This is a genomic window from Verrucosispora sioxanthis (assembly GCF_010560025.1).
Classification (GTDB): Bacteria; Actinomycetota; Actinomycetes; order Mycobacteriales; family Micromonosporaceae; genus Micromonospora; species Micromonospora palythoicola.
In genome coordinates this window covers 323,779-347,778 of sequence record NZ_SAIY01000003.1, presented here as the reverse complement: position 1 = coordinate 347,778, position 24,000 = coordinate 323,779, and the positions used below count along the sequence as shown (strand labels likewise).

At 72.3% G+C, this 24,000-nt stretch carries 24 protein-coding genes; 17 read left to right on the top strand and 7 right to left on the bottom strand.

Features of this window, described 5'->3' with window-relative positions; translation table 11 throughout:
- Positions 1-5 precede the first annotated feature (5 nt).
- The 4 genes from ENC19_RS10895 to ENC19_RS10880 all read left to right on the top strand — a co-directional run bounded on the left by ENC19_RS10895 (position 6) and on the right by ENC19_RS10880 (position 3,243).
- Complete coding sequence (locus ENC19_RS10895; protein WP_164447064.1) at positions 6-1,178, top strand: acyl-CoA dehydrogenase family protein; 1,173 nt, start codon at positions 6-8, stop codon at positions 1,176-1,178.
- Positions 1,175-1,639: a MaoC family dehydratase gene (locus ENC19_RS10890; RefSeq protein WP_164447063.1), complete on the top strand. Its 465-nt coding sequence runs from the start codon at positions 1,175-1,177 to the stop codon at positions 1,637-1,639. The genes ENC19_RS10895 and ENC19_RS10890 overlap by 4 nt, the downstream gene beginning before the upstream one ends.
- Positions 1,636-2,580 carry an AMP-binding protein gene (locus ENC19_RS10885; protein WP_164447062.1) on the top strand — a complete coding sequence of 315 codons (945 nt, stop codon included), beginning with the start codon at positions 1,636-1,638 and terminating at the stop codon, positions 2,578-2,580. The genes ENC19_RS10890 and ENC19_RS10885 overlap by 4 nt, the downstream gene beginning before the upstream one ends.
- Before the next feature lie 144 nt (positions 2,581-2,724).
- Positions 2,725-3,243, top strand: coding sequence for a GNAT family N-acetyltransferase (locus ENC19_RS10880; RefSeq protein WP_164447061.1), 519 nt, complete (start codon positions 2,725-2,727; stop codon positions 3,241-3,243).
- A gap of 46 nt (positions 3,244-3,289) precedes the next feature.
- Here ENC19_RS10880 and ENC19_RS10875 read toward each other — a convergent pair whose 3' ends face one another.
- Positions 3,290-5,152 carry an adenylyl cyclase gene (locus tag ENC19_RS10875; protein ID WP_164447060.1) on the bottom strand — a complete coding sequence of 621 codons (1,863 nt, stop codon included), beginning with the start codon at positions 5,150-5,152 and terminating at the stop codon, positions 3,290-3,292.
- Positions 5,153-5,394: 242 nt separating this feature from the next.
- Positions 5,395-6,861 (bottom strand): PepSY-associated TM helix domain-containing protein, encoded by a 1,467-nt coding sequence (locus ENC19_RS10870; RefSeq protein WP_164447059.1) that lies wholly within the window; start codon positions 6,859-6,861, stop codon positions 5,395-5,397.
- Positions 6,862-7,080: 219 nt separating this feature from the next.
- Here ENC19_RS10870 and ENC19_RS10865 point away from each other — a divergent pair, with 219 nt between their 5' ends.
- The gene (locus ENC19_RS10865; protein ID WP_164447058.1) at positions 7,081-7,791 is read left to right on the top strand and encodes a class I SAM-dependent methyltransferase; all 711 of its coding nucleotides are present in this window, start codon (positions 7,081-7,083) and stop codon (positions 7,789-7,791) included.
- Between the two features lie 19 nt (positions 7,792-7,810).
- On the opposite strand, the gene ENC19_RS10860 is transcribed toward ENC19_RS10865, so the two are convergent.
- A complete protein-coding gene (locus ENC19_RS10860; RefSeq protein ID WP_164447057.1) occupies positions 7,811-8,980 on the bottom strand; it encodes a 4-hydroxybenzoate 3-monooxygenase in 1,170 nt (389 codons plus the stop codon).
- An 18-nt stretch (positions 8,981-8,998) separates the two neighbouring features.
- Complete coding sequence (locus tag ENC19_RS10855) at positions 8,999-10,459, bottom strand: benzaldehyde dehydrogenase (protein ID WP_164447056.1); 1,461 nt, start codon at positions 10,457-10,459, stop codon at positions 8,999-9,001.
- A gap of 341 nt (positions 10,460-10,800) precedes the next feature.
- Between ENC19_RS10855 and ENC19_RS10850 the strand changes: the two genes are divergently transcribed.
- The 10 genes from ENC19_RS10850 to ENC19_RS10810 all read left to right on the top strand — a co-directional run bounded on the left by ENC19_RS10850 (position 10,801) and on the right by ENC19_RS10810 (position 18,784).
- Positions 10,801-11,619 (top strand): CoA transferase subunit A, encoded by an 819-nt coding sequence (locus ENC19_RS10850; RefSeq protein ID WP_164447055.1) that lies wholly within the window; start codon positions 10,801-10,803, stop codon positions 11,617-11,619.
- Positions 11,616-12,386 carry a CoA-transferase subunit beta gene (locus ENC19_RS10845; RefSeq protein WP_164447054.1) on the top strand — a complete coding sequence of 257 codons (771 nt, stop codon included), beginning with the start codon at positions 11,616-11,618 and terminating at the stop codon, positions 12,384-12,386. The genes ENC19_RS10850 and ENC19_RS10845 overlap by 4 nt, the downstream gene beginning before the upstream one ends.
- Positions 12,387-12,489: 103 nt before the next feature.
- Positions 12,490-13,230, top strand: coding sequence for a protocatechuate 3,4-dioxygenase subunit beta (gene pcaH / locus ENC19_RS10840; RefSeq protein WP_164447053.1), 741 nt, complete (start codon positions 12,490-12,492; stop codon positions 13,228-13,230).
- Positions 13,223-13,792 carry a protocatechuate 3,4-dioxygenase subunit alpha gene (gene pcaG / locus ENC19_RS10835; protein ID WP_164447052.1) on the top strand — a complete coding sequence of 190 codons (570 nt, stop codon included), beginning with the start codon at positions 13,223-13,225 and terminating at the stop codon, positions 13,790-13,792. The genes pcaH and pcaG overlap by 8 nt, the downstream gene beginning before the upstream one ends.
- Positions 13,793-14,025: 233 nt before the next feature.
- Positions 14,026-14,757: a lyase family protein gene (locus ENC19_RS30095; protein ID WP_328824215.1), complete on the top strand. Its 732-nt coding sequence runs from the start codon at positions 14,026-14,028 to the stop codon at positions 14,755-14,757.
- Positions 14,758-14,795: 38 nt separating this feature from the next.
- Positions 14,796-15,188, top strand: coding sequence for a lyase family protein (locus ENC19_RS30935; RefSeq protein ID WP_328824237.1), 393 nt, complete (start codon positions 14,796-14,798; stop codon positions 15,186-15,188).
- Positions 15,185-15,967, top strand: coding sequence for a 3-oxoadipate enol-lactonase (pcaD, locus tag ENC19_RS10825; protein ID WP_164447051.1), 783 nt, complete (start codon positions 15,185-15,187; stop codon positions 15,965-15,967). The genes ENC19_RS30935 and pcaD overlap by 4 nt, the downstream gene beginning before the upstream one ends.
- Positions 15,964-16,344, top strand: a complete 381-nt coding sequence (gene pcaC, locus ENC19_RS10820; protein WP_164447050.1) for a 4-carboxymuconolactone decarboxylase — start codon at positions 15,964-15,966, stop codon at positions 16,342-16,344. Before pcaD ends, pcaC begins: the two co-directional genes overlap by 4 nt.
- Positions 16,341-17,129 (top strand): IclR family transcriptional regulator, encoded by a 789-nt coding sequence (locus ENC19_RS10815; protein ID WP_164447049.1) that lies wholly within the window; start codon positions 16,341-16,343, stop codon positions 17,127-17,129. The genes pcaC and ENC19_RS10815 overlap by 4 nt, the downstream gene beginning before the upstream one ends.
- A gap of 83 nt (positions 17,130-17,212) precedes the next feature.
- Positions 17,213-18,784, top strand: coding sequence for a Na+/H+ antiporter (locus tag ENC19_RS10810; protein ID WP_216592402.1), 1,572 nt, complete (start codon positions 17,213-17,215; stop codon positions 18,782-18,784).
- A gap of 37 nt (positions 18,785-18,821) precedes the next feature.
- Here ENC19_RS10810 and ENC19_RS10805 read toward each other — a convergent pair whose 3' ends face one another.
- The gene (locus ENC19_RS10805) at positions 18,822-20,075 is read right to left on the bottom strand and encodes a PucR family transcriptional regulator (protein WP_164447048.1); all 1,254 of its coding nucleotides are present in this window, start codon (positions 20,073-20,075) and stop codon (positions 18,822-18,824) included.
- An 84-nt stretch (positions 20,076-20,159) separates the two neighbouring features.
- Between ENC19_RS10805 and ENC19_RS10800 the strand changes: the two genes are divergently transcribed.
- Both ENC19_RS10800 and ENC19_RS10795 read left to right on the top strand, forming a co-directional pair.
- Positions 20,160-21,248, top strand: a complete 1,089-nt coding sequence (locus tag ENC19_RS10800) for a ferredoxin reductase (protein ID WP_164447047.1) — start codon at positions 20,160-20,162, stop codon at positions 21,246-21,248.
- A gap of 16 nt (positions 21,249-21,264) precedes the next feature.
- Complete coding sequence (locus ENC19_RS10795; protein ID WP_164447046.1) at positions 21,265-22,422, top strand: fatty acid desaturase family protein; 1,158 nt, start codon at positions 21,265-21,267, stop codon at positions 22,420-22,422.
- A gap of 37 nt (positions 22,423-22,459) precedes the next feature.
- Here ENC19_RS10795 and ENC19_RS29270 read toward each other — a convergent pair whose 3' ends face one another.
- Positions 22,460-22,630, bottom strand: a complete 171-nt coding sequence (locus ENC19_RS29270) for a hypothetical protein (protein ID WP_166458379.1) — start codon at positions 22,628-22,630, stop codon at positions 22,460-22,462.
- Positions 22,631-22,734: 104 nt separating this feature from the next.
- The gene (locus tag ENC19_RS10790) at positions 22,735-23,841 is read right to left on the bottom strand and encodes an L-dopachrome tautomerase-related protein (RefSeq protein ID WP_164447045.1); all 1,107 of its coding nucleotides are present in this window, start codon (positions 23,839-23,841) and stop codon (positions 22,735-22,737) included.
- Positions 23,842-24,000 lie beyond the last annotated feature (159 nt).

Here is a 24,000-nt window from a genome sequence, read left to right as displayed (position 1 = left end):
AGCACATGGACTTCGGGCTGTCCGACGAGGAACGGGCGATCCGCGACACCGCCCGCGACTTCATCACCCGCGAGGTCATGCCGCTGGAGCAGGAGCTGCTGCGCCGCGAGCGAGCCCACCAGCCCGGCCTGGAACGCTCCGAGCTGAGGGAGTTGCAGCTCAAGGCCCGCAAGTTCGGCTTCTGGGGGTTGGCCACGCCAGCGGAGTACGGCGGCATGGACCTGCCGGCCGTCGTCCAGTCGCTGATCTGGACGGAGATCGGCCGCACCTTCGTGCCGTTCCGTTTCGGCGGCGAGGCGGACAACATCCTGTTCCACGCCACCGCCGAGCAGCGGCAGGAGTTTCTGCTGCCCACCATCGAGGGGGAGCGGAACTCCTGCTTCGCCATCACCGAGCCGGGTGCCGGCTCCGACGCCGCCAACATCCGGTTCCGGGCCCGCCGCGACGGCGACGACTGGATCCTCAACGGCGAGAAGACCTTCATCACCGGCGGCAACGAGGCCGACTTCGCCATCGTCATCGCGGTCACCGACCCCGAGCGCGGAGCCCGCAACGGCGGGGCGACCGCGTTCCTGGTGGACCGGGCGATGGGCTGGCGGTCGGAGTTCATCCCCACCATGGGCGAGGGCGGGCCCGCCTCGCTGTTCTTCGACGACGTACGGGTGCCGAACCGCAACATCCTCGGCGAGGTCGGGCAGGGCTTCACCCTGGCCATGCAGTGGATCGGCAAGGGGCGCTACACGATCCCCTCGCACGCCGTCGGCATCGCCGAACGCGCGCTGCGGATGGCCATCGACCACGCCAACACCCGGGAGACCTTCGGGTCAAAGATCGGCACCAACCAGGCCATCCAGTGGATGATCGCCGACTCGGAGACCGAACTTGAGGCGGCCCGCTGGCTGATCCTGCGCGCCGCCTGGACGGTCGACGCCGGTCTGGACCCGAGGCACGCCTCCTCGATGGCGAAGCTCTACGGCGCCGGGATGGTCAACCGGGTGGTCGACCGGGTCATGCAGATCCACGGCGGGATGGGCTACACCCGCGAGCTGCCGATCGAACGCTGGTACCGGCAGGTGCGGCTGTATCGGATCTTCGAGGGGACCGACGAGATGCAGCGCCTGATCATCGCCCGCGACCTGCTGCGCGGTTACACGAAGCTCGGAGGGCACCTGGGATGAGAAGCTTCGCCAGCCTCGACGAGTTGGCCGCCGCGGTCGGCGAACGACTCGGCCCCGGTCCGTGGTTCCCCATCGACCAGCGTCGGGTGAACCTGTTCGCCGACGCCACCGACGACCACCAGTGGATCCACCTCGACCAGGAACGGGCGGCGGCCGGGCCGTTCGGCGGCACCATCGCCCACGGCTACCTGACCCTCGCCCTGCTGCCCGCGCTGGTCGGCCGCCTGTACCGGGTGGACGGGGTGCGGATGGGGGTCAACTACGGCCTCAACCGGGTCCGCTTCCCCGCACCGGTACGCGTCGGCAGCTCGGTGCGGGTCGTCGCGACGATCGACCAGGTCAGCCCGTTCGAGGGCGGGGCGCAGCTGGTGGCCACGGTGACCGTGGCGGGCGACGGCGGTGGCAAGCCGGTCTGCGTGGCCGAGACGGTCAGCCGGCTGTACGCGGACCCGCCCCGATGACCGCGCTCTCCCCGGCGACCGTGCTGGCCGGTTCCGCCGACCGGCACGCCGACACCGTCGCCGTGATCGACGGCCGGGTTCGGGTCACGTACGCCGAACTGTGGTTGGAGGCCCGCTGTTACGGCGCCGGGCTGCGGGCCGCCGGGGTGCGCGGCGGTGACGCGGTGGCCCTGCTCGCGCCGAACGTGGTGGATTTCCCCCGCGTCTACTTCGGTGCCCTCGCCGCCGGTGCGGTCGCCGTACCGGTCGGCGTACCGGTCGGTCCGCAGGCCGTCCAGCTGGCCCGGGAGGCGCGGCTGCTGGTCTGCCACACCTCGCACCTGGCCGCCGGGCGGCGGATCAGCGCACGGGCCGGCGTCCCGCTGCTCACGGTCGGTCCGAGCCGGGGCCCGTCCGACGTGCCCCGGTTGGAGGATCTCGGCGACGTCCCACCCGGACGGACCGGCGGGTTCGCGGACACCGACCTCGACCCCGCCGGCCGGACCGAGGTCGACCCGGACGACACCGACGTGGTGCTCGGTTGCCTGCCGCTGGGCGGCCGGTTCGGTCAGGCCATCACGCTGACCGGCACCTTCCGGGCGGGAGCGACCCTGGTGCTGCTGGGCCGCTTCACCGGCCCGGCGGCGCTGGATCTCATGCTGCGCGAACAGGTCACCGTCTTCCACGGCACGTCGGCGATGTACGCGGCGCTGCTCGACGCGGCCCGGGGCCGGGATTCGCTGCCCCGGCTGCGCCGCTGGGTCAGCCGGGCTCCCCTGCCACCGTCCCTGCGCCAGCGCTTCACCAGCACCTTCGACACGGTCGTCCACGTGGCGGAGGGGGAGCGCGACTCGTCCGGGCGGCCGGATGCGTCCACCGGCCGGGGGCGTACCGCCCGGCGGCTCCGCTCGCGTCGACTGGGCTGCCGCGGCGGGCGGCACCGGCGGGGGCCCGGAGGCTAGTGCGGTGGCCCGCAGCGGTCGCCGGGTCGGGCCCGACGGCGAGTGGTGGTTCGATCCGCGACCGGTCCGGCCGAGGTGTCGGTGCTGCGGTGCGGTTCCGATCGCCGTGCGGGCCGTCCCGGCGCCATCGCCTACGATTCGCCCATGATCCGAGACGAGCCGGCGGGGGGCGAGGTGCGGCTGCGCCCGATGACGGCGGACGACGCCGAACGGGTACTGGCGATCTACCAGGCCGGGCTGGACGGCGGGAACGCGAGCTTCGAGATCGTCGCACCGACCTGGGGCGACTTCGACGCCGGCCGGCTGCCGGCGCACCGGCTGGTCGCGGTCGACGGGGACGGGCCGGTCATTGGGTGGATCGCCGTGTCGCCCACCTCAGCGCGGGCGGTCTACGCCGGGGTGGTGGAGCACTCCGTCTACGTCGACCCGGCCGCGCAGGGGCGGGGAGTGGCCCGGCTGCTGCTCGACGCGCTTATCGAGTCGACCGACGCGGCGGGCATCTGGACGATCCAGTCCGGTGTCTTCCCGGAGAACACCGCCAGCCTGGCGCTGCACCGGCGGGCCGGTTTCCGGGTGGTCGGCACCCGCGAGCGGGTGGGCCGCCACCACGGCCGCTGGCGCGACGTCGTCCTGCTGGAACGCCGCAGCCCGGTGGTGGACTGAACCGCGTCGGCGGGGACCGGCGAGCCGCCGGCCCCCGCCGGTGGTGCTACGGGTACTGCTCCAGGTAGACCGGAGCGCCGACCCGGTCCATGCCGGCCGCCTCGCCGACGCCGTTGACCACGTGGTCGATGGTGCCGGCGCTGAGGTTCACCGTCATGATGTGGTGCAGCCGGATGCCGGGGCGTACCGGCACCTCGAAGCCGTTCTCGGTGCGGATCGACGGGTTGTTCTGGTTGAACACGTACACCCCGCCACCGTGCAGGGTGTGGTGGCGGACCCGGTCGCCGACCTTGTAGCCGGCCCATCCGTTGACCGTGCCGTTGTGCCAGTCCGCCTGGGTTGGCGGGTCGTAGGGCAGCTCGTTCTGGTAGAGGATCGTGGTGCCGTGCTCACCGTTCCACACGGTGTTGTACCGCTGGAAGTGCTCGACGAACAGGCCGGTGGCGGTGACGTGGTCGCCGTTGACGACGACGCCGTAGCGACCGGTGTTGGTCCGCCAGCGGTCGGTGTCGCCGTTGACGCCTTCGGTGAAGCCCTCGACACCGTGGTCGCCCCGCCACACCCAGGTGTGGTCGATCAGCACGTGGTCGCTGTTGACCTCCAGGGCGGTGTCCGTCTTGCCGATGTGCGGTCCGCCGACCCGGAAGTACACGTCGGACAGCGTGATCGGGTTGCGCGGGGTGCTGTGGTTGCGGCCGTGCTTGCGGCCGACCCGCAGCAGCACCGGTGATTCCTTCAGGCCCGCGTCGATGGTGACCCCGGCGACGACCACGCCGGGCACCCCGGCGACGTCGAGCGGTACCGCGCCGTTGACCGCGGTCAGGGTGGCGTGCCCGATGCCGAGCACGATCGTGTCGGGCCGGCGGACCTCGATGCTGCGGGCCACGTCGTATACCCCGGGGGTGAGCAGCAGGTGCCGGCCCCGGGCGAGTTCCCGGTTGATGACGTGCACCGGGTCGGACGGCCGGGCGACGAAGAAGTCGCTGATCGGGATGGTCCGCCCCGGCGTCATCCGGTCACCCCAGGTGATGCCGCGCGTGTCCCGGCGTACGGCCGGCACCCGGACCTGGTACTTGCCCCTGGCGTCGACGAACAGGTACGGCTTCTCCCGGCTCAGCGGGGTGGTGTCCAGCGTGGTGTACGGCGGGTCGGGGAACCCGGCGTCGTCGGGCGCGCCGACCACCCCGGCGAACACCTGGTTCCACACGGCGTTGGACCAGCTCTCGACCTCGCTGTTGCGGGTCAGCCACTGCTGCTGCGAGCCGTTCGTGGTGGCCGGCAGCCGGGAGTCGGCGATGAAGCCGCCACTTGCGTACTGCGGCCCGTTGGTGCAGTAGTCCATCAGCGACAGGCCGCCGCCGCTGATGTCGAGCCGACGCATCGACACCGCCTGGGACACCGCCCAGAAGTTCGCCGAGGCACGGCAGTCGTCCTGGCCGGCGGCGTTGATCCGCAGCGACAGGTTGCTCAGCGTGCGCCAGAAGTTGACCAGCGCGATGCAGTTGGCGGTGCCGCCCTCGGTGAGGCACCGGTTGTACGCCTCGACCTTGCCGTTGATGACCACGTCGGTGGGGGAGGCCCCGAGGCCGGAGATCTCGGTGTAGTAGCCCACCTTGATCTGGAGTGGCTGGTCGGCCGTGCCGTAGTGGCCGGGCCGGAACAGGTAGGCGTGCCGGGTGGTGCCCATCTCGTTGTCGACCTGTGCGGCGTGCGCCGCGTCGAGGGTCGCCTGGATCTGGCTGACCGGCATGCTCGGGTCGAAGATCGTGACGTTGGGACCGAAGGTGGGGCCGGTCGGTCGGGGCGGGCCCGCGCTGACCGGGGTGTTCGTGGCGACCGCGGCGGTGGTCAGCACCAGCCCGAAGGCCAGTGCTCGACCGAGTCGCCGCTGTGGTGGTGGGGTCGGCATGCGTTCGTCCTTCCCGTCGGGCCGGTCGATGGCGGACCCGACGACACGATGGACCAGGGCGTGTGAGAGCGCTCTCTCATCAGGCTGACTTGTATCACGGTGTGAAGAAACGGGGACGAGATGTTTCTACCCCGTAACGCCGCCGCGCGCCATGCCCCGAAGCGGGTGAATCCACGATCGACACCGTTCCGGCGGAACGTCGACGTCCGGAGGGCGAGCGTCCCGCCGGAACGGCATCGAGGTCACCCGGCCGAGGTCGGGGCGGGATCGCCTCGGCGGCCGGCACGTCGGCGGGCGAACACGCCGACGACGACGTCGGCCACGAGGAAGCCGAGCAGCGGGATGCCGAACCAGGGCAGCGCCCAGCCGACCGCGACGGCCACCGGCACGCCGAGCAGCACCACCCACCACGGCAGCCCGCGCAGGCCACCACGCGCCGGTGGCGCGCCCACCGGGGACCGCCGGTCGGCCCGGGTCGGGCGGCGCTGCCACCACATCCGGTAGCCCCACACGATGACGCAGAGCAGACCGACGGCCAGCGCTGCCAGCAGGATCTGGTTGAGCACGCCGAAGAGCAGTCCCATGTGAGCCTGTACGCCGAGGGCGCTGAGCTTGGCCAGCAGGGACCAGTCGGCGTAGTCGTTGCGGGCGGTCACCGTGTTGGTGCCCGGGTCGACGGCGACCTGGTCCAGCCGTACCGGCCAGGTGTTGTCGGTCTGGGCTACCGCCCAGGCGGTGCCGGGCGTGCCCGGGCTGATCTCGACCGGCCCGGACAGGCCCGCGTCGCGGGCCACCGCCAGGACCTGGTCGAAGGTGGCCGGATCGGCTGCCGCCGACGGTGCCGCGCCGCCGTGCTGGTGCTCGCCGCCACCAGGGCTCGGCGCACCGTCCAACGTGGTGGACAGCACCGGCCTGCGGGCGTCGAGCGCGTCCAACCCGGCGCCGAAGTTCGCACCGGCGAAGCGGGACCAGGTTAGCCCGGTGGCGGCGAGGAACAGCAGGCCGATGGTGAGCCAGACGCCTGTGGTGGCGTGCCAGCCCCGGGTCCGCCGGACGCCCCTGCTGGTGGAGAGGTCCGGCACCAGCAGGTGCTTGGCGCGAGCGCGTCCGTTCTGCCGGCGACGCCACCACAGGATGACCCCGCCGAGCGCCAGCACCCAGAGCCAACTGGCGGCGATCTCGGAATAGTGCCGTCCGAGGTCGCCCAGGTGCAGGTTGCGGTGCAGGTCGTCGAGCCAGGTGGTGGCCGGGGTGGAGCCGAACCAGGTGGTGAGCTGCCCCTGTACCGCGCCCGTGTACGGGTCGACGTAGACGGTGTGCTGCTTCTCGCCCAACTCCTCCAGTGCGAAGACCACCCGGGTCGTCTGGTCGCCCGCGCCCGGCGCGACCGTCACCAGGTCGCCGTCGGGGTGGGCGGTCCGGGCGGCGGCCACCTGCTCGGCCAGCGGTCGGGGCTGGTCGCCGACGCTGGCGACGGTGAGCTGGTCGCCGTAGAGAAGCTGATCCAGCTGCGGCGTGACGGTGTACGCCAGGCCGGTCAGCGCGGCGACCACCAGGAACGGGGCGATCAGGACCCCGGCGTAGAAGTGCAGACGCAGCAGCAACGCCGCCAGCGGCGCGGCGCGTCGTGATGATCGGGCGGGCGCCGCGGGTACCGGGCCGGGGAGGGACTCCGGCGCGGACTCGCCGGACAATTCGGTCAGAGACATGCGTGTTCCGATCGGGTGAGGAGGTCATGCTGCGGACCTGGCCCGTGCCCTTCGGGTCAGTACTGCCGGCCGTCGCCCGGATGCCCGCCGCTCGATCACCTAGTCGGACGACGGACCGTGCTGGTTCCCGCGACCGGCGACTCCGCGCGATCGTCCGCTCGCGGCCGACTCGCCCCGACGTCGGCCGGGTGCCGGCGGTCCGGGAGGTACCCTCGGCCGGTGTTCTCGCCTCACGGCCCGTCGCTACGGGAGCTGTGCGTCCAGGCGCTCTCCTCGGTGGAGCGTGGCTACGACCTCCTGGCGCCGAAGTTCGATCACACGCCGTTCCGTACGCCGGACAGCGTTCTCCGCGCGACCACGCAAGCGCTGTCCGACGTCGGGTCGTTCGACCACGGGCTTGACGTGTGCTGCGGCACCGGCGCGGGAATGCAGGTCCTCAGCTCCCTGTGTCGGGATCGGATCACGGGCGTGGACTTCAGCGCCGGGATGCTCGCGCAGGCGCGCCGCGCATTCCCGGACGCCAGCTGGGTGCGGGCCGACGCTCGGGCCCTGCCGTTCACCGAGGGGTTCGATCTCGCGGTCAGCGCCGGCGCGCTCGGGCATTTCCTGCCGGAGGAGCGGCCCACGCTCTTCGCCGGGGTCCACCGGGCGCTGCGGCCGGGTGGGCTGTTCGCCATTCCGATCGGCACGCCGTCGCCGCGTACCTCGGTCTCGCACTGGGTCACCCGCGGGTTCGACCTGACCATGCGGGTCCGCAACGCCGTGTGGCGTCCACCGTTCGTGATGTACTACCACACCACCAGCCTGTCGGCGCTGCGTGACGACCTGACGGCGGTCGGCTTCACCGTGACCGACACCGCCCTGACCGGTCTGGGTCAGCACCCCGGCGGCAGCCCACGGTTCCGGCTCATCCTCGCGCGCAAGCGCTGACCTCCGTCGCCTCCGGCGTTCAGACCTCGGGCAGGCCGACGTAGTTCTCCGCGAGGCTTGTCGCGTACGCCGGGGAGGTGGTGACGTAGCGCAGGGTTGCCGACTGGAGCTTCGCCTCGTACGGGTCGTCGGCGTTGAGCCGGTGCAGCATCGAGGTCATCCACCAGGAGAACTGCTGTGCCCGCCACACCCGGCGCAGCGCGGTACGCGAGTAGCCGTCCAGCAGGTCGGTGCTGCCGTCGGCGTACCAGGCGGCGAAGGCGTCACCGAGCAGCGCGACGTCGGCAAGCGCCAGGTTCATGCCCTTGGCCCCGGTCGGCGGCACGATGTGCACCGCGTCGCCGGCCAGGTACAGCCGCTGCCACTGCATCGGCTCGACCACCAGGCTGCGCAGCGGAGTGATCGACTTCTCCAGCACCGGACCCTCGTTGAGCGTCCAGTTCGGCACCGTCTCCAACCGGGTACGCAACTCGGCCCAGATCCGCTCGTCCGGCCAGTCGGCGATGTCCTCGTCGGCCGGCACCTGGAGGTACAGCCGGGAGATCTGCGGCGAGCGCATGCTGTACAGGGCGAAACCGCGTTCGTGGTGGGCGTAGATCAGCTCCTCCACGGCAGGCGGGGCGGCGGCGAGGACGCCCAGCCAGGCGAACGGATAGGTGCGCTCGTAGGTGGTCAGCACCCCCTCGGGCACGGCCGGCCGACTGATCCCGTGGTAGCCGTCGCAGCCGACGACGAAGTCGCAGTGCAGCTCCTCGGCCCGGCCCTGGTGCCGAAAATGGATCACCGGGGCGGTGTCCAGTCCGGACAACCGGTCGGCGGGTGCCTCGAACAGGATCGTCCCGCCGGCCGCCAGCCGGGCGGCGATCATGTCCTTGACCACCTCCTGCTGGCCGTACACGGTGATCGCCCGGCCGGTCAGCTCGGTCATCGGCACCCGGTGCGACTCGCCGTCGAAGCGCAGCTCGATGCCCTCGTGCCGCAGCCCTTCCCGGTCCAGGCGGGCCCCCAGGCCGGTGTCGCGCAGCAGGTCGACCGAGCCCTGTTCGAGCACGCCCGCGCGTAGCCGTTGCTCCACGTACTTCCGGCTGCGGCTCTCCAGCACCACCGAGTCGATGCCGTGCCGGTGCAGCAGGTGCGACAGCATGAGACCGGCCGGTCCCGCTCCGATGATGCCGACCTGGGTACGCATCCATGCCTCCTTGGGGGCCTAGAACGGGTAGCGGGTGATGTCACCCTGCACGGTGAGCCACTGCGTCTCGGTGAACGCCTCGATGTTCGCCGCCGGCCCACCGAACCGGGAGCCGGTGCCGGAGGCGCCGACCCCGCCGAACGGCGCCACCGCCTCGTCGCTGACGGTCTGGTCGTTGATGTGCACGATGCCGCTGGGGATGCGCTCGGCCAACGCCATCGCCTTCATCACGTCGCGGCTGAGGATGCCCAGCGACAGGCCGTACTCGCTGGCGCCGGCGAGTGCCGCCGCCTCGTCCAGGTCGGAGAAGCTGAGCACCGGGGCGACCGGGCCGAAGACCTCCTGCGCGTACGCCGGGGTGTCCGGGGTGACGTCGGCGAGCACGGTGGGCCGGTAGAACAACCCGTCGTAGCTGCCGCCGGCGGCCAACCGGGCGCCCGCGTCCACGCTCGACGTGACCAGCGAGTGAATCTTGTCGCGTTGTGTCTCGTCGATGATCGGCCCGAGCGCCACCTGCTCCTTGGCGGGGTCGCCGACCGGCAGGTGGTCGGCCTTGGCGGCCAGCTCGGTGACGTACCGCTCGGCGAGGCTCTCGTGCACCAGGTGCCGGCCGGTGGTCATGCAGATCTGCCCCTGGTGCAGGAAGGAACCCCAGGCCCCGGCCGAGACGGCGAGGTCGAGGTCCGCGTCGTCGAGCACCACCAGGGCGGAGTTGCCGCCCAGCTCCAGATGCGCCCGCTTCAGGTGCCGGGCGGCGGCCGCACCGACCTTGCGGCCCGCAGCGGACGACCCGGTGAAGCTGATCACCCGTACCCGTGGGTCGGCCACCAGCGCCTCGCCGGTGGCGACTCCGCCCGGCAGCACGTGCAGCAGTCCCTCGGGCAGCCCCGCCTCCTCGAAGACCCGGGCGATGGACAGCCCACCGCAGACCGCCGTACGCAGGTCCGGCTTGAGCACCACCGCGTTGCCCAGCGCCAGCGCCGGGGCGACCGAGCGGATCGCCAGGATCAGCGGAGCGTTGAACGGCGAGATGACGCCCACCACGCCGACGGGCAGCCGGCGGGCCAGGCTCAGTCGGGGCTGAGCGCTCGGGATGATCTCACCGAGCGACTGTGAGGGCAGCGTCGCGGCCTCGTAGCACTCCTGCGCGGCGGTGCCGGTCTCCAGGTCGCCCTTCGGCGGGATCGACCCGGACTCGCGGACCACCCAGTCGCCGACCTCGGCGGCGTGCTGCTCCCACAACGCACCGGCCCGGCGCAGCACGGCGGCCCGCTCGGTGTAGCTGGTGGCGGCCCAGGCCCGCTGCGCGGCGGCGGCCCGGATGCTGGCCCGCGCGACGTCGTCGGCGTCCGCCACGCCGATCTGGCCGATCTCCTCGCCGGTGGCTGGAGCGCGGACGGCAGCGGTGCCGCCGGCCGACCGTACCCAGCCGTCGCTGTAGATCCGGCCGTGCCAGGTGTCGGTGTCGAGCAGGGGCATGGTGATCCTCCTTGCGCCGCAGGTGGGACAGCCACGGGCGGGTGGCTGGCGGATGGTCCGGCCACGCCTGACACGTGCGGCGGCCCCGGCGGTGACCCGGGCCGGTCGCGCGTCGCTTGTTCGCCTGCCGAACAAGCGTTCTCATCAAGGACATTTGCACGGTACCCGATCCGCGTCAACGGATCGCCGCAACATTTCTGCAATCGGGGCGGGCCCGGGGGCGGGTCGCCCCGGGACTCGTTGACGAACGTCACCGATGCCGATTACGTTCGAGATAAGTACGCCGGTCCGCATACCGAACACATGTCGGTAGGCTTTCGACACAGGAGGCAGGGAGGCTCATGGCGAAGCTCGTCTCGCTTGCCGACGGCGTCGCGGAGCTGGTCCGCGACGGGGACACGGTGGCCCTGGAGGGATTCACCCACCTGATCCCGTTCGCCGCCGGCCACGAGATCATCCGGCAGGAGCGGCGCGACCTGACCCTGGTGCGGATGACCCCCGACGTCATCTACGACCAGCTCATCGGCTCCGGCTGCGCCCGCCGCCTGGTCTTCTCCTGGGGCGGTAACCCCGGCGTGGGCTCCCTGCACCGCTTCCGCGACGCCGTACAGAACTCCTGGCCCGTCCCGCTCGAGTTGGAGGAACACAGCCACGCCGGGATGGCCAACCGCTACGTCGCCGGTGCCTCCGGCCTGCCCTTCGCCGTGCTGCGTGGCTACACCGGCACCGACCTGCCCCGGCACACCGGCAACATCCGCAGCATCGACTGCCCGTTCACCGGGGAGACGCTGACCGCGGTCCCCGCGCTGAACCCCGACGTGACGGTGGTGCACGCCCAGCGCGCCGACCGCGCCGGCAACGTGCAGATGTGGGGCATCACCGGCGTGCAGAAGGAGGCGCTACTGGCCGCCCGCCGGTCCCTGGTCACCGTCGAGGAGATCGTCGACGAGCTGACCCCGGTACCGGGCCAGGTCGTGCTGCCGGGCTGGGCGGTGACCGCCGTGGCGCACGTTCCCGGCGGCGCCCATCCCTCCTACGCCCAGGGCTACTCGGTGCGGGACAACGCCTTCTACGTGGCCTGGGACGAGATCAGCCGGGACCGGGACACGTTCCAGCGGTGGATCGACCAGCACGTGCACAAGGCGGAGGTGCAGGCATGAGCGAGCGTCAGTACACCGCCGACGAGATGATGACGGTGGCGGCCGCCCGACAGCTGCGCGACGGCACCGCCTGCTTCGTCGGGATCGGCCTGCCCAGCACCGCGGCGAACCTGGCCCGCGCCACCCACGCGCCCGAACTGGTGCTGATCTACGAGTCCGGTTGTCTCGGTGCCAAGCCCGACCGGCTACCGCTGTCCATCGGTGATGGTGTCCTGGCCGACACCGCCGACGCGGTGATCCCGGTGCCCGAGGTGTTCAACTACTGGCTGCAACCCGGGCGCATCGACGTCGGCTTCCTCGGCGCCGCGCAGCTCGACCGGTACGGCAACATCAACACCACGGTCATCGGTGGCGACTACACCGACCCGAAGGTGCGCCTGCCCGGTGCCGGTGGCGCTCCCGAGATCGCCGCCTCCTGCGGCGAGGTGGTGGTGATCGTCCGGCAGAGCCGACGTACCTTCACCGAACGCGTCGACTTCGTCACCTCGGTCGGCTATGGCGCCGGCCCCGGCGACCGGGCCCGGCTCGGCCTGCGCGGCGGTGGACCCCGTACCGTCATCACCGACCTCGGCATCCTCGAGGCCGACCCGGACAGCTGCGAACTCACCCTCACCCGGCTGCATCCGGGCGTGACCGTCGAGCGGGCCCGCGAGGCCACCGGCTGGCCGCTCGCCGTCGCCCGGGATCTGAGCACCGTCGAGCCACCCACCGCCGAGGAACTCGCCGTGCTGCGCGCCCTCGAAGCGACCATGCGGGCGGCGGCGTGAACTGGCGCAGTCCGGCCACCGGGGGAGACGTGATCACCCTCCGGCTTACGCTCGGCTCCTTCGGGGCGCGGATACTCGGAACGACTGACGGGGAGGAGCGGCCGTGACCCACGACGCCGAGCGGAAACTGATCCTGCCGAGCTACCGACGCGACGACGTCGACGCCCATCCGCCGCTGCTGAGTCCCGGCTACCGCTCGACCGTGGCGCGGGCACCGCAGCAGCCGTTGACCTACCTGCCGCAGCGGCTCACCGAGGTCACCGGCCCGCTGCTCGGCGAGGGCCGCCTCGGCGAACTGGACCACGACCTGACCCGCCAGCACGACGGTGAGCCGCTCGGGCAGCGGATCATCGTGCACGGCCGGGTCGTCGACGGCGACGGCTGCGCGGTGCCGCACACCCTGGTCGAGATCTGGCAGGCCAACGCCGCCGGCCGCTACCGGCACGCCGCCGACACCTGGCCGGCGCCGCTGGACCCGAACTTCACCGGCGTCGGGCGGGCCCTGACCGACGCCGACGGGCGGTACCACTTCGTCACCGTGCAGCCTGGCGCCTACCCGTGGCGTAACCACGACAACGCCTGGCGGCCCGCGCACATCCACTTCTCCCTCTTCGGCCGGGCGTTCACCCAGCGGCTGGTGACCCAGATGTACTTCCCGGGCGATCCGCTGTTCTCCCAGGATCCGATCTTCAACTCGGTCCGCGACGAGCGGGCCAGACAGCGGATGGTGGCCCGCTACGACCACGCCGCGACCCGCCCCGAGTGGGCGCTGGCCTACGAGTTCGACATCGTGCTGCGGGGCCGTGAGGCCACCGTGTTCGAGGACGAGGACGACGATGAGTGAGTCGCTGGGCGTCACGCCCGCCCAGACCGTCGGGCCGTACCTGCACATCGGGCTGAGCTGGCCGGACGGGCCGTACGTGGTGCCGGAGGGCACGCCGGGGGCGTTCTGGCTGCGGGGCCGGATTGTCGACGGCACCGGCGCGGCCGTGGTCGACGCGATGGTGGAGAGCTGGCAGGCCGACCCCGACGGGCGCTTCGACCACCCCGACGATCCGCGTGGCGCCCGGCCGTCGGCGGTCCCCGGGTTCCGGGGTTTCGGCCGGTCCGAGACCGACACCGAGGGCCGGTACGCGTTGCACATCGTCAAGCCGGGGCCGCTGCCCACCTTCGACGGCGACACCGAGGCACCGCACCTGACCCTGTCGGTGTTCGGCCGAGGGCTGCTGCACCGCCTCGTCACCCGGGTCTACTTCTCCGGCGAGGCGGCCAACGCCACCGACCCGGTGCTGCGTACCGTCGACCCGCAGCGGCGTGACACGCTGCTGGCCCGGCCGGCCACGGACGGGTTCCAGTTCGACATCCGCCTTCAGGGAGAGCATGAGACCGTCTTCTTCGCCGTCTGAGGCACTGCTGCGCGGGCTCTCCGGCACCCCCGACGTCGACGCCGAACTCGGCGACCACGCCCTGCTGCGGGCGCTGCTGGACGCGGAGGCCGCCCTGGCCCGGGCCGGCGCCGACGTCGGGCTGCTGCCCGCCGAGGCCGCCGAGGAGATCGTCCGGCAGTGCCGCGTCGAGCGGTACGACCCGGCAGCTCGGTGCCGCGGCCGAGGCGGCCGGCAACCCCGTGGTCCCGCTGGTGCGGGAGCTGACCGCCGCGGTCGCCGAACCGGCCCGGCCGTGGGTGCATCACGGCGCCACCAGCCAGGACGTGCTCGACACCGCCCTGTCACTGGTGGCGGTCCGCGCCGCCGGTCCGCTGCTGCGGCACCTCGCCGACGCCGCCGACGCCGCCGCCCGGCTGGCCCGGACCCACCGCGACACCCTGATGGCCGCCCGCACGCTCGGCCAGCAGGCCGCACCGACAACCTTCGGGCTCAAGGCCGCCGGCTGGCTGGTCGGCCTGGTCGAGGCGCGGACCCGGCTGACCCGGGCGTGCGCCGACCTGCCCGCACAACTCGGCGGGGCGGTGGGCACCCTCGCCGGCTACGGCGCGGCCGGGCCGGTGATGGTCGACCGGTTCGCCGCACACCTGGGCCTGGCGGTGAGCCCGTTGCCCTGGCACACCCGCCGTCAGCCCCTGCTCGACCTGGCCGCGGCCCTCGGTGGGCTGCTCGCCGCCACCGGCAAGATCGCCCTCGACGTGGGCCTGCTGGCGCAGACCGAGGTCGGCGAGGTGGCCGAGGGGGCGCGGAGCGGGGTGGCTCCTCGGCGATGCCGCACAAGCGCAACCCGGTGGACTCGGTGCTGGTCACCGCCGTGGCCCGGCGCGGCCCCGGGCTCGTCGGCACGCTGTTCGCCGCCGCCGGCCAGGAACACGAGCGGGCCACCGGCGGCTGGCACGCCGAATGGGAGCCCCTGCTCGACCTGACGCACCTGGCGGGAGGGGCGACCGCCCGTACCGCCCGGATGCTCGCCGGCCTCGACGTACGTCCGCGGCGGATGCGTGCCAACCTGGACGCCAGCGGCGGTCTGCTGCTCGCCGAGGCGGTCGCCGCCCGGCTGGCACCGGCCCTCGGCCGTGCCGCCGCCCACGACCTGGTCCGCCGTGCCGCCGCCCGGCCCGACTTCCGGGCGGCGCTGCTGGCCGAGGCGGACCTGCGCGCCCACCTGTCGGAATCGGACGTCGACGCCGCCCTCGACCCGGCCGGCTGGCTCGGCAGCGCCGGGCAGCTCATCGACCGCGCCCTTGACCTGCACCGCGAGGCGACGCGTGGCCCGGCCGCGACCACCGGACCGGACCGTGAGGCGACGTCCGGCCCGGCCGCCACCGCCGGACCGGACCGTGAGGCGCAGCGGTGAACGGCGGCCTGCATGTCACCGTCGACGGTCCGCCGGACGCGCCGGTGCTGCTGCTCGGTAGTTCCCTGGGCACCACGGGCGCGATGTGGCAGCCGCAGGTGGCGGCGCTGACCGAGCGCTACCGCGTGGTCCGCTACGACCATCTCGGCCACGGCGGTTCCGCGGTGCCGGCCGGGCCGTACACCATCGACCTGCTCGGCCGGAAGGTGCTGCGACTGCTGGACGCCCTGGGCGTGGCCCGGGTCCACTACGCCGGCCTCTCCCTCGGCGGGATGGTCGGCATGTGGCTGGCCGCGCACGCCGGCGAGCGGATCGACCGCCTCGCCCTGCTGTGCACCTCCGCGTCGCTCGGGCCGGCCGAGGGCTGGCGGGCCCGGGCCGCCACCGTCCGGGCCGGTCGGCTGGACAGCATCGCCGACGCGATAGTCGAACGCTGGTTCACCCCCGCCTTCGCCGCGAGGAATCCGGACACCGTCGCCGCGTACCGGAACATGCTGGTGGGCACACCCGCCGCCGGGTACGCCGGCTGTTGCGAGGCGATCGCCGCGATGGACCTGCGTCCGGACCTGGCCGCCGTGCGCGCCCCGACGCTGGTGATCGGGGCCGCCGACGATCCGGCGACCCCGCCGGAGCAGGCCGCCGCCATCGCCGAGCGGATCCCCTCGGCCCGCCTGGTGGTGCTCGACGGCGCGGCGCACCTGGCCAACGTCGAGCAACCCGAGGCCGTCGCCCGACTGCTCGCGGAACACCTCGATCCGGAAGGCGTGGTGCCCAGATGACCGACCAGCAGCGGTACGAGGCCGGCATGGCGGTACGCCGGCAGGTGCTCGGCGACGCGCACGTCGACCGGGCCGTCGCCGGCACCGACGAGTTCACCACCGACTTCCAGGACCTGATCACCCGCTACGCCTGGGGTGAGATCTGGACCCGGGAAGGGCTGGACCGACGGACCCGCAGCTGCGTCACCCTCGCCGTGCTGGCCACCCTGCACCACGACGAGGAACTGGCCATGCACGTACGCGCCGCCCTGCGCAACGGCCTCACCCCCGACGAGGTGAAGGAGGTGCTGCTCCAGGTGGCCGTCTACGCCGGCGTCCCGGCGGCGAACCGGGCGTTCAAGGTGGCCCAGGAGACGCTGCGGCAGGAGGGCCGGTGACCGACGAGGCGACGGCCCGACCCGGCGAGTTCGTCCAGTCGCTGGAACGCGGGCTCGCGGTGATCCGGGCCTTCGACGCCGAACACCCGCAGCTCACCCTCAGCGAGGTGGCCCGCCACACCGGGCTGACCCGGGCCGCGGCCCGACGCTTCCTGCTCACCCTCGTCGAACTCGGCTACGTACGCACCGACGGGCGGCTGTTCTCGCTGCGTCCGCGCATCCTCGACCTCGGCTACGCCTACCTGTCCAGCCTGAGCCTGCCGGAGGTGGCGCAGCCGCACATGGAGGCGCTGGTGGCGCAGGTGCACGAGTCCTGCTCCGTGTCGGTGCTCGACGGCGACGAGGTCGTCTACGTCGCCCGGGTGCCCACCAAGCGGATCATGACGGTGGGGATCAGTGTCGGCACCCGGTTCCCCGCGTACGCGACGTCGATGGGTCGGGTGCTGCTCGCCGCGCAGCCGGCCCGATGGCTCGACGACTATCTCGCCACGGCGCAGCTACGCCCGCTGACCCGACGCACCGTGACCGACCCGGCCAAGCTGCGCGGCCTCCTGACGAAGATCGCCAGCCAGGGGTACGCCCTGGTCGACCAGGAGTTGGAGGAGGGGCTGCGGTCACTGGCCGCGCCGATCCACGGCGACAACGGTTCGGTGGTGGCCGCGGTGAACGTCTCCGCCCACGCCAGCCGCGGCTCGTTCGAGATGATCCGCAAGGAGCTGCTGCCGCCGTTGCTGGCCACCGCCAGGCGCATCGAGGAGGACCTGGGCGCCGGTCCCGGCCGCTGAGCCCGGCTTCGCGGCCTGCGCGAATCGGCCCGGGACGGTCCGTCGGCGTACCACCATGTGGGGGGCGACGAACGGGGGGCGGGGTGCGCGAGCTGCTGCTGGTCATCACGCTGGGCGTCGTCGTGGTGGTCGGCACCACCATCGGCGGCCGCTACCGGGTCGCCCCGCCGGTGCTGCTCATCTGCCTGGGTGCCCTGGTGGCGCTGCTGCCCCCGTTCTCGCACGTGGTCCTCGCGCCCGAGGTGGTCCTGCTGCTGTTCCTGCCGGCGATCCTCTACCGGGAGAGCCTGGTCGTCAGCCTGCGGGAGATCAGGGCGAACATCGTGGTCATCGCGTTGCTGGCGATCGGCCTGGTCGGGGTCACGATGGTCACGGTGTCGCTGGTCGTGCAGCGCTTCGGTGTGGACCCGGCGGTGGCCTGGGTGCTCGGCGCGGTGCTCGCCCCGACCGACGCCGCGGCGGTGGCCGGGCTGGCCAAGCGGATGCCCCGTCGCCTGCTGACCACCCTGCGCGCGGAGAGCCTGGTCAACGACGGCACCGCCCTGGTGCTGTTCGCCATCGCGCTCGGTCTGCTGGGCGGGGGTGCCGCACCGAGCGCCTTCGAACTCGTCGAGCGGATCGGCCTGTCCTTCCTCGGTGGCATCGCCGCCGGCATGGTGGTCGGCACGGTGGTGATCCTGATCCGCAAGCGCATCGACGACCCGCTGCGAGAGGGCGCACTGAGTGTGCTCACCCCGTTCACCGCCTTCTTCCTCGCCGACAGCATCCACGAGAGCGGAGTGCTCGCGGTGGTGGTGGCCGGCCTGATGCTCTCCTACGCCAGCCCTCGGGTGATCCGGGCCCGGTCCCGGATCCTCGCGCTGTCGTTCTGGGACCTGACCACCTTCCTCATCAACGGGGGACTCTTCGTGCTGGTGGGCATGCAGATCCCCCGGGCGGTGCGGAACGTCACGAGCGTCTCCCTGGGCCGGGCCGTCGTGATCGCGCTCGTGGTGGCCGGGGTGCTGGTGCTGGTGCGGATGCTCTGGTTGCACCTGATCGCCGCCGTGGCCCGGCTCGATCGGCGCGAGTCACAGCTCGCCCGCCAGGTCAACTGGCGGGTGCGTACGGTGGCCGGCTGGGCCGGTTTCCGAGGGGCCGTTTCCCTGGCGGCGGCGCTCGCCGTGCCGTTGACCGCGCGGGACGGCAGCCCGGTACCGGAACGGGACCTGATCATCTTTGGTGTCGCCACGGTGATCCTGGTGACCATGCTGGTGCAGGGCACCACCCTGCCGTTCCTGCTGACCTGGGCCGGGTTGCGCGGCGACCCGGAACGGGTCGCGGAGTCGCGGCAGGCGCAGGTGACCGCCACCCAGGCCACCCTCGACGCGTTGCCCGACCTCGCCGACCGGGTGGGTGCGGAGGCGGAGATCCTGCACCGGCTCCGGGCCGAGTACGCGGGTCATCTGAACGCGATGCAGGCCGAGCCGGAGGACGAATCGTTGACCGCCCGGGAGGTCGAGCGCCAACTGCGGCTGGCCGCCCTCGAACACAAACGACGTGAGATCACCGCGATGCGTGACCGGCGGGAGATCGACGACACCGTGTTGCAGGAGTTGCAGGCCCGCCTCGACGTCGAGGAGATCCGCCTGCTCGGCCCGATGCCCTCCGAGTGACGGTGGAACGGCGGCTCGACGCCGACGCCGGCACCGCTCACCCGGTGGCCGTGGCCGCGCCGCCGGCGGGCAGCGCGAGCGCGACCGTGAGGTCGAGCAGACTACGCGGATCGGTGAGCCGGTCACCGTAGATCTGACGCAGCTGACCCATCCGGTAGCGCACGGTCTGCGGGTGGACGAAGAGGTCGGCGGCGACGTCGTCGCGCCGTCCCTGGTGCAGCAGCCAGGACCGCAGCGTCTCGGTGAGCCGCTCGGCGGTGGCGGCGGGCAGCGCGGCGAGGGGTTGCAGCACCCTGGTGCGCAGGTCGGCGAGCGCCTCGACGTCGGCGCTGAGCAGCAACTCGGCCAGATGCGCCTCGGTGTCCAGGGGCTCGCCGTCGGTGGGCTGGGCGATACCGAGGGCGACCACCCGGACCACCCGCCGGTACGAGGAAGTGACCCGGGCCCAGGGACGACAGGGCCCCAGCACCGCGCGGCGGCCGTGCAGCACCCGGGCGAGCTGCCGCCGCCGGTCGCCGTGCATGTCCGGTACGAGCAGCACCGCCGTCTCCTCGCCGGGCTCCCCGGCCGGCAGCTCCTCGCTGCTCTCCAGGGTGTGTTCGGCCAGCAGGGCGAGCGCCCCGCGCAGCTTCGCCTGCGGCAGCAGCACCACAGTGAGGGTCTGCGGCACCGGCCAGTCGGCCCGCTCGGCGCTGCGCAGCAGCACGTCCTCCGCCTCACCGGCGAGCAACTGCTGGGTGAGCCGTTCCAGGTTCCGCCGCCGGGCCCGGCCCACGCTCGCCAACTCGTCGGCGTGCCCGGCGACACTCGCGGCGGACAACTCGTCGATGTAGGCGAACATCAACTCGGCGAACTCGGCGACCGTGGCGGCGGGCAGCCCGGTCGCCACGGTGGCGGCGGCCAGCTCCCGCCAGGAGACCCGGGCACCCACCCGGTACGCGGCCAGCAGCGCGTCCACGCTGCGGCCCGACCGGGCCTCGCCGCTACCCAGCGCGTACGCGGCCTCCAGCGCCGGGACCAGCGGGGTGCTCGGATCGCTGACCTGCGTACGGTCGGCGGTCTGGGACTGTTCGAGCAGTTGCAGGAAGGTGCCCAGCGCGATCTGCACCGCGTTCTCTATCTTGTCCCGCATCTGGCCGGTCAGGGTGCCGGAGTAGCTGGGCACCTCGCCGGTGATCGCGGTGACGGTCTGCCCGGCGACCAGCGGTAGCCGGTCGCGCAGTTCGCGGGCCACCCGCTGGTCCAGTTCGATGCGGGCCGCCCGATTGGTCGTTCCGGATGGTTCCGCCACGGTTGTTCTCTCCGCACAAAAGGGGTGGATCGCTTTACCTTCGCAGACCAAGAGTTTATGCCAGCGGGCCGCGACCATCGTCTTATGACCGCCACCGTCCCGCCACCGGACACGAGATCTTTTCGGCGCCGCCTGTGGCGGCTCGCCGAGACGGTGACCACGCCGGTGCTGCCCAGCGACTACCTCGACCTGGTCGCGCCGCTACGCGCCGGTGCCGAGCTGCGCGGCCGGATCGTCGCCGTGCACCCGGAAACCCCGGACGCGGCGACCCTGGTGATCCAGCCCGGCCGCAGCTGGCGCGGGCACGTCCCCGGCCAGTACGTCCGGCTCGGTGTCGACGTCGACGGGGTGCGCCAGTGGCGCGCCTACTCGGTCACCTCGGCCCCCGGCCGGCGCACTGACCCCATCTCGGTGACGGTGAAGGCGATCCCCGACGGCGTGGTCAGCAACCATCTGGTCCGCCGGCTGCGGCCGGGCACGATCGTGCAGCTCGACCAGGCGCGCGGCGACTTCGTGCTGCCGGAGCGGGCGCCGTCGCGGGTGCTGTTCCTCACCGCGGGCAGCGGCATCACCCCGGTGGCCGGGATGTTGCGCTCGGGGGCCCTGGCCGGCAGCGACGTGGTGCTCGTGCACTCGGCGCCCACCGCCGCGGACGTGGTCTTCGGCGCGGAGCTGCGCGGCCTCGCCGAGCGCGGTGCCATCCGCTTGGTCGAGCGGCACACCGAGGTCGAGGGCCTACTGAACGTGGCCGAACTCGACACCCTGGTCCCGGACCACCTGGAGCGCCAGACCTGGGCGTGCGGCCCGCTCGGGCTGCTCGACGCAGCGGAGGAGCACTGGTCGGCCCGCGGCCACGCCGCGCGGTTGCACACCGAGCGGTTCCGCCCCACGGTGATCACCGCCGGTGACGGCGGCACCGTCACCTTCACCCGTTCGTCGGTGACCGTCGAGGCCGCCGGCGCCACTCCGCTGCTGGATGCCGGCGAGAACGCCGGGGTGCTGATGCCGTCGGGCTGCCGGATGGGCATCTGCTTCGGCTGCGTGCTGCCGCTGCGCCAGGGCGCGGTGCGCGACCTGCGCAACGGCCAGCTCACCACCGCCCTGCCGGGCGACGGCGTACGCGTGCAGACCTGCGTGTCTGCCGCCGCCGGCCCGTGTGAACTCGAGATCTGATCGGAGACCGACCGACGTGACCGTGATCCAGAAGAAGGCCGTAAACCCGATCGCCCACCTCACCGCCGAGGACATCGAGACCCTCGGCAAGGAACTCGACGCCATCCGGGAACGGGTCATCGCCTCCCGGGGCGAGCGGGACGCCGCGTACATCCGCAAGGTCATCTCGACCCAGCGGAAGTTGGAGATCGGCAGCCGGGTGGTGCTGCTGTTCTCGCTGTTTCCCCCGGCGTGGATCGTCGGCACCGCCGGGCTGTCGGTGGCGAAGATCCTGGAGAACATGGAGATCGGGCACAACGTCCTGCACGGTCAGTGGGACTGGATGCGCGATCCGAAGATCCACTCGACCAGCTGGGAGTGGGACCACGTCGCCCCGGCCGACCAGTGGAAGCAGTCGCACAACGAGCTGCACCACCGGTTCACGAACGTGGTCGGCAAGGACAACGACCTCGGCTACGGCATCATGCGGGTCGACGAGGACCAGCCCTGGCACCCGGCCCACCTGGGGCAGCCGCTCTACAACTTCCTCAACGCCTGCTTCTTCGAGTACGGCATCGCCGCGTACGACCTCGACCTGGGCAACAAGCTGAAGAACGGCGGGCACAAGGATCCCGAGTTCCGGCGCCGGGTCCGCGCGGTCGGCCGGAAGATCCGCCGCCAGTTCCTCAAGGACTACCTGCTGTTCCCGGTGCTGTCCGGCCCGTCGGTCCTGCACACCCTGGCCGCCAACTTCACCGCGAACCTGGTCCGCAACCTGTGGAGCCACTCGGTCATCATGTGTGGGCACTTCCCGGAGGGGGTGGAGACCTTCGAGAAGACCTCGATCGAGGGGGAGACCCGGGGGGAGTGGTACGTGCGGCAGATGCTCGGCTCGGCCAACATCAGCGGCAGCCGGCTGATGCACATCATGACCGGCAATCTGTCCTTCCAGATCGAGCACCACCTCTTTCCCGACCTGCCGAGCAACCGCTACCAGGAGATCGCGCCGGAGGTGCGGGCGCTGTTCGACAGGTACGGGCTGAAGTACACCACCGGCTCGCTGCCCCGGCAGGTCTTCTCCGCATGGCGGAAGGTCTTCCGGCTCGCCCTGCCGAACCGCCGCCAGCCGGCACCGCCGGTCACCCCGCTCGACGACTCCGCCGACCATCCCACCCCGGCCCTCGTCGCCGCCTGACCACCCGGCAGGCCCCCGCTGCCGCCGGACCTACGTCCTACTGCTCGCCGTCGATTACGTCGGTGTCGCCGTCGTGGGTGTACGTCACCGGCGGGTGCTCGTCCGGCAGCGGGGTCTGCGCCGGATTGTGATGCGGGTCGCCGTCCGGGGAGAACAGCACCGGGTCGGTCTTCGCGCTCTTCTCGCGCTCTTCCTCCGGCTCGGTCACGACCGGCTCCTCACCTCGGGGTCACTGCCCTCCGACGCTACGTGCGGCGGGACGCACCCGGCCCCGACCGGGCGGCACTTCCACCCGATCGGGGCTGGTCGGCGTCACGGTCGCAGCAGCACGGGGCCCGCGTCGATCCGGGTCCGGAACAGGGCGTACGGCTTGCGACGCAGGTCCCGGCCGCGGTTGAACGGCGGCTGCCGGTGCACCTGGTTGGCGATGATGTAGAGGTGCCGACTGGTGGCCACGCTGAGCGTGTCGGGCCAGAGCAGCCGGGCGTCGTGCACCACGGTCTCGTACTCGCCGTCGGGGCGCCGCCGCAGCACCGCGTTGTGCTCGTAGTTGGTCAGGTAGAGCCGGCCGGCGTCGTCGGACTCCAGGCCGTCGGCACCGCCGCCCTTGTCGCCCTCGTCGATCACCGTCGCGGCGACCGCCGCGTCATCCAGCGCACGGTCGGCCAGCGCGTCCGTGGCGACGCTGTACCAGCGGCGGGTGGCGAGGGCGCAGTAGTACAGCCGGGCGCCGTCGGCGGAGATCGCGATGCCGTCGGCACCGACGCCCACCGGCTGCGGGGGAGCGTCCGGAGGGCGGACCAGGAACGGGCGTCCCTCGACCACCGGCCGGAAGTCCGCCAGCGGTGCGGCCTTGGTGGACGGGTGGTCGTTGAGGCGCCGCCATGAGGACCCGCTGGCCAGGTCGACCACGATGATGGCGTTGGGGGCACCATCGGCGGAGTCGGTGAGGTACGCGATGCCGGCTTCCCCGCGACGCAGGTCGAAGCGCACGTCGTTGAGGTACGAGGTGGGCAGCACCACGTCGGGCGGGAAGGTGATGACCTGGGCGACGGTGTCGGTTCTCAGGTCCACCCGGACCAGTTTCGGCCCGCCGGGAGAGGTCGGCTGGAACATCGGGCTGCCCGTGTCGAGCACCCAGAGCCGGTCGGCCGGGTCGACCACCACGCTCTGCACCGACACGAACGCCGACGGGTCGTCGTCGCCGGACGGTGTGTTCCACGCCAGGTCGGGGAAGGGGACCTCGCGCCCGCGCCGCAGCTCCACCACTGTCGCGGGCACCTCGTCACCCCATCGGGGGAAGTTGACGAAGATCCGGCCACGGTGCGAGACGGTCACCCCGGTGGGCATCGGGCCCCAAAACCGGTGTACCACTTCCAGCGTGCCGACCGGTTCGTCGGTGGGTAGTGCCTTTCGCATCCTTCGACCTCCCGTCGCACACAGGGATCAACTGATCTCTCTACGTCTATCGTCTCAAAGCGGACGACGTACGCGACAGGGTCGTCGCCCATCCGACCCGCAAGCGGTGGGAGGGCCATTCGTCACCCAACCGTCATGTGTCCGCGCGGTGCCCGCCAC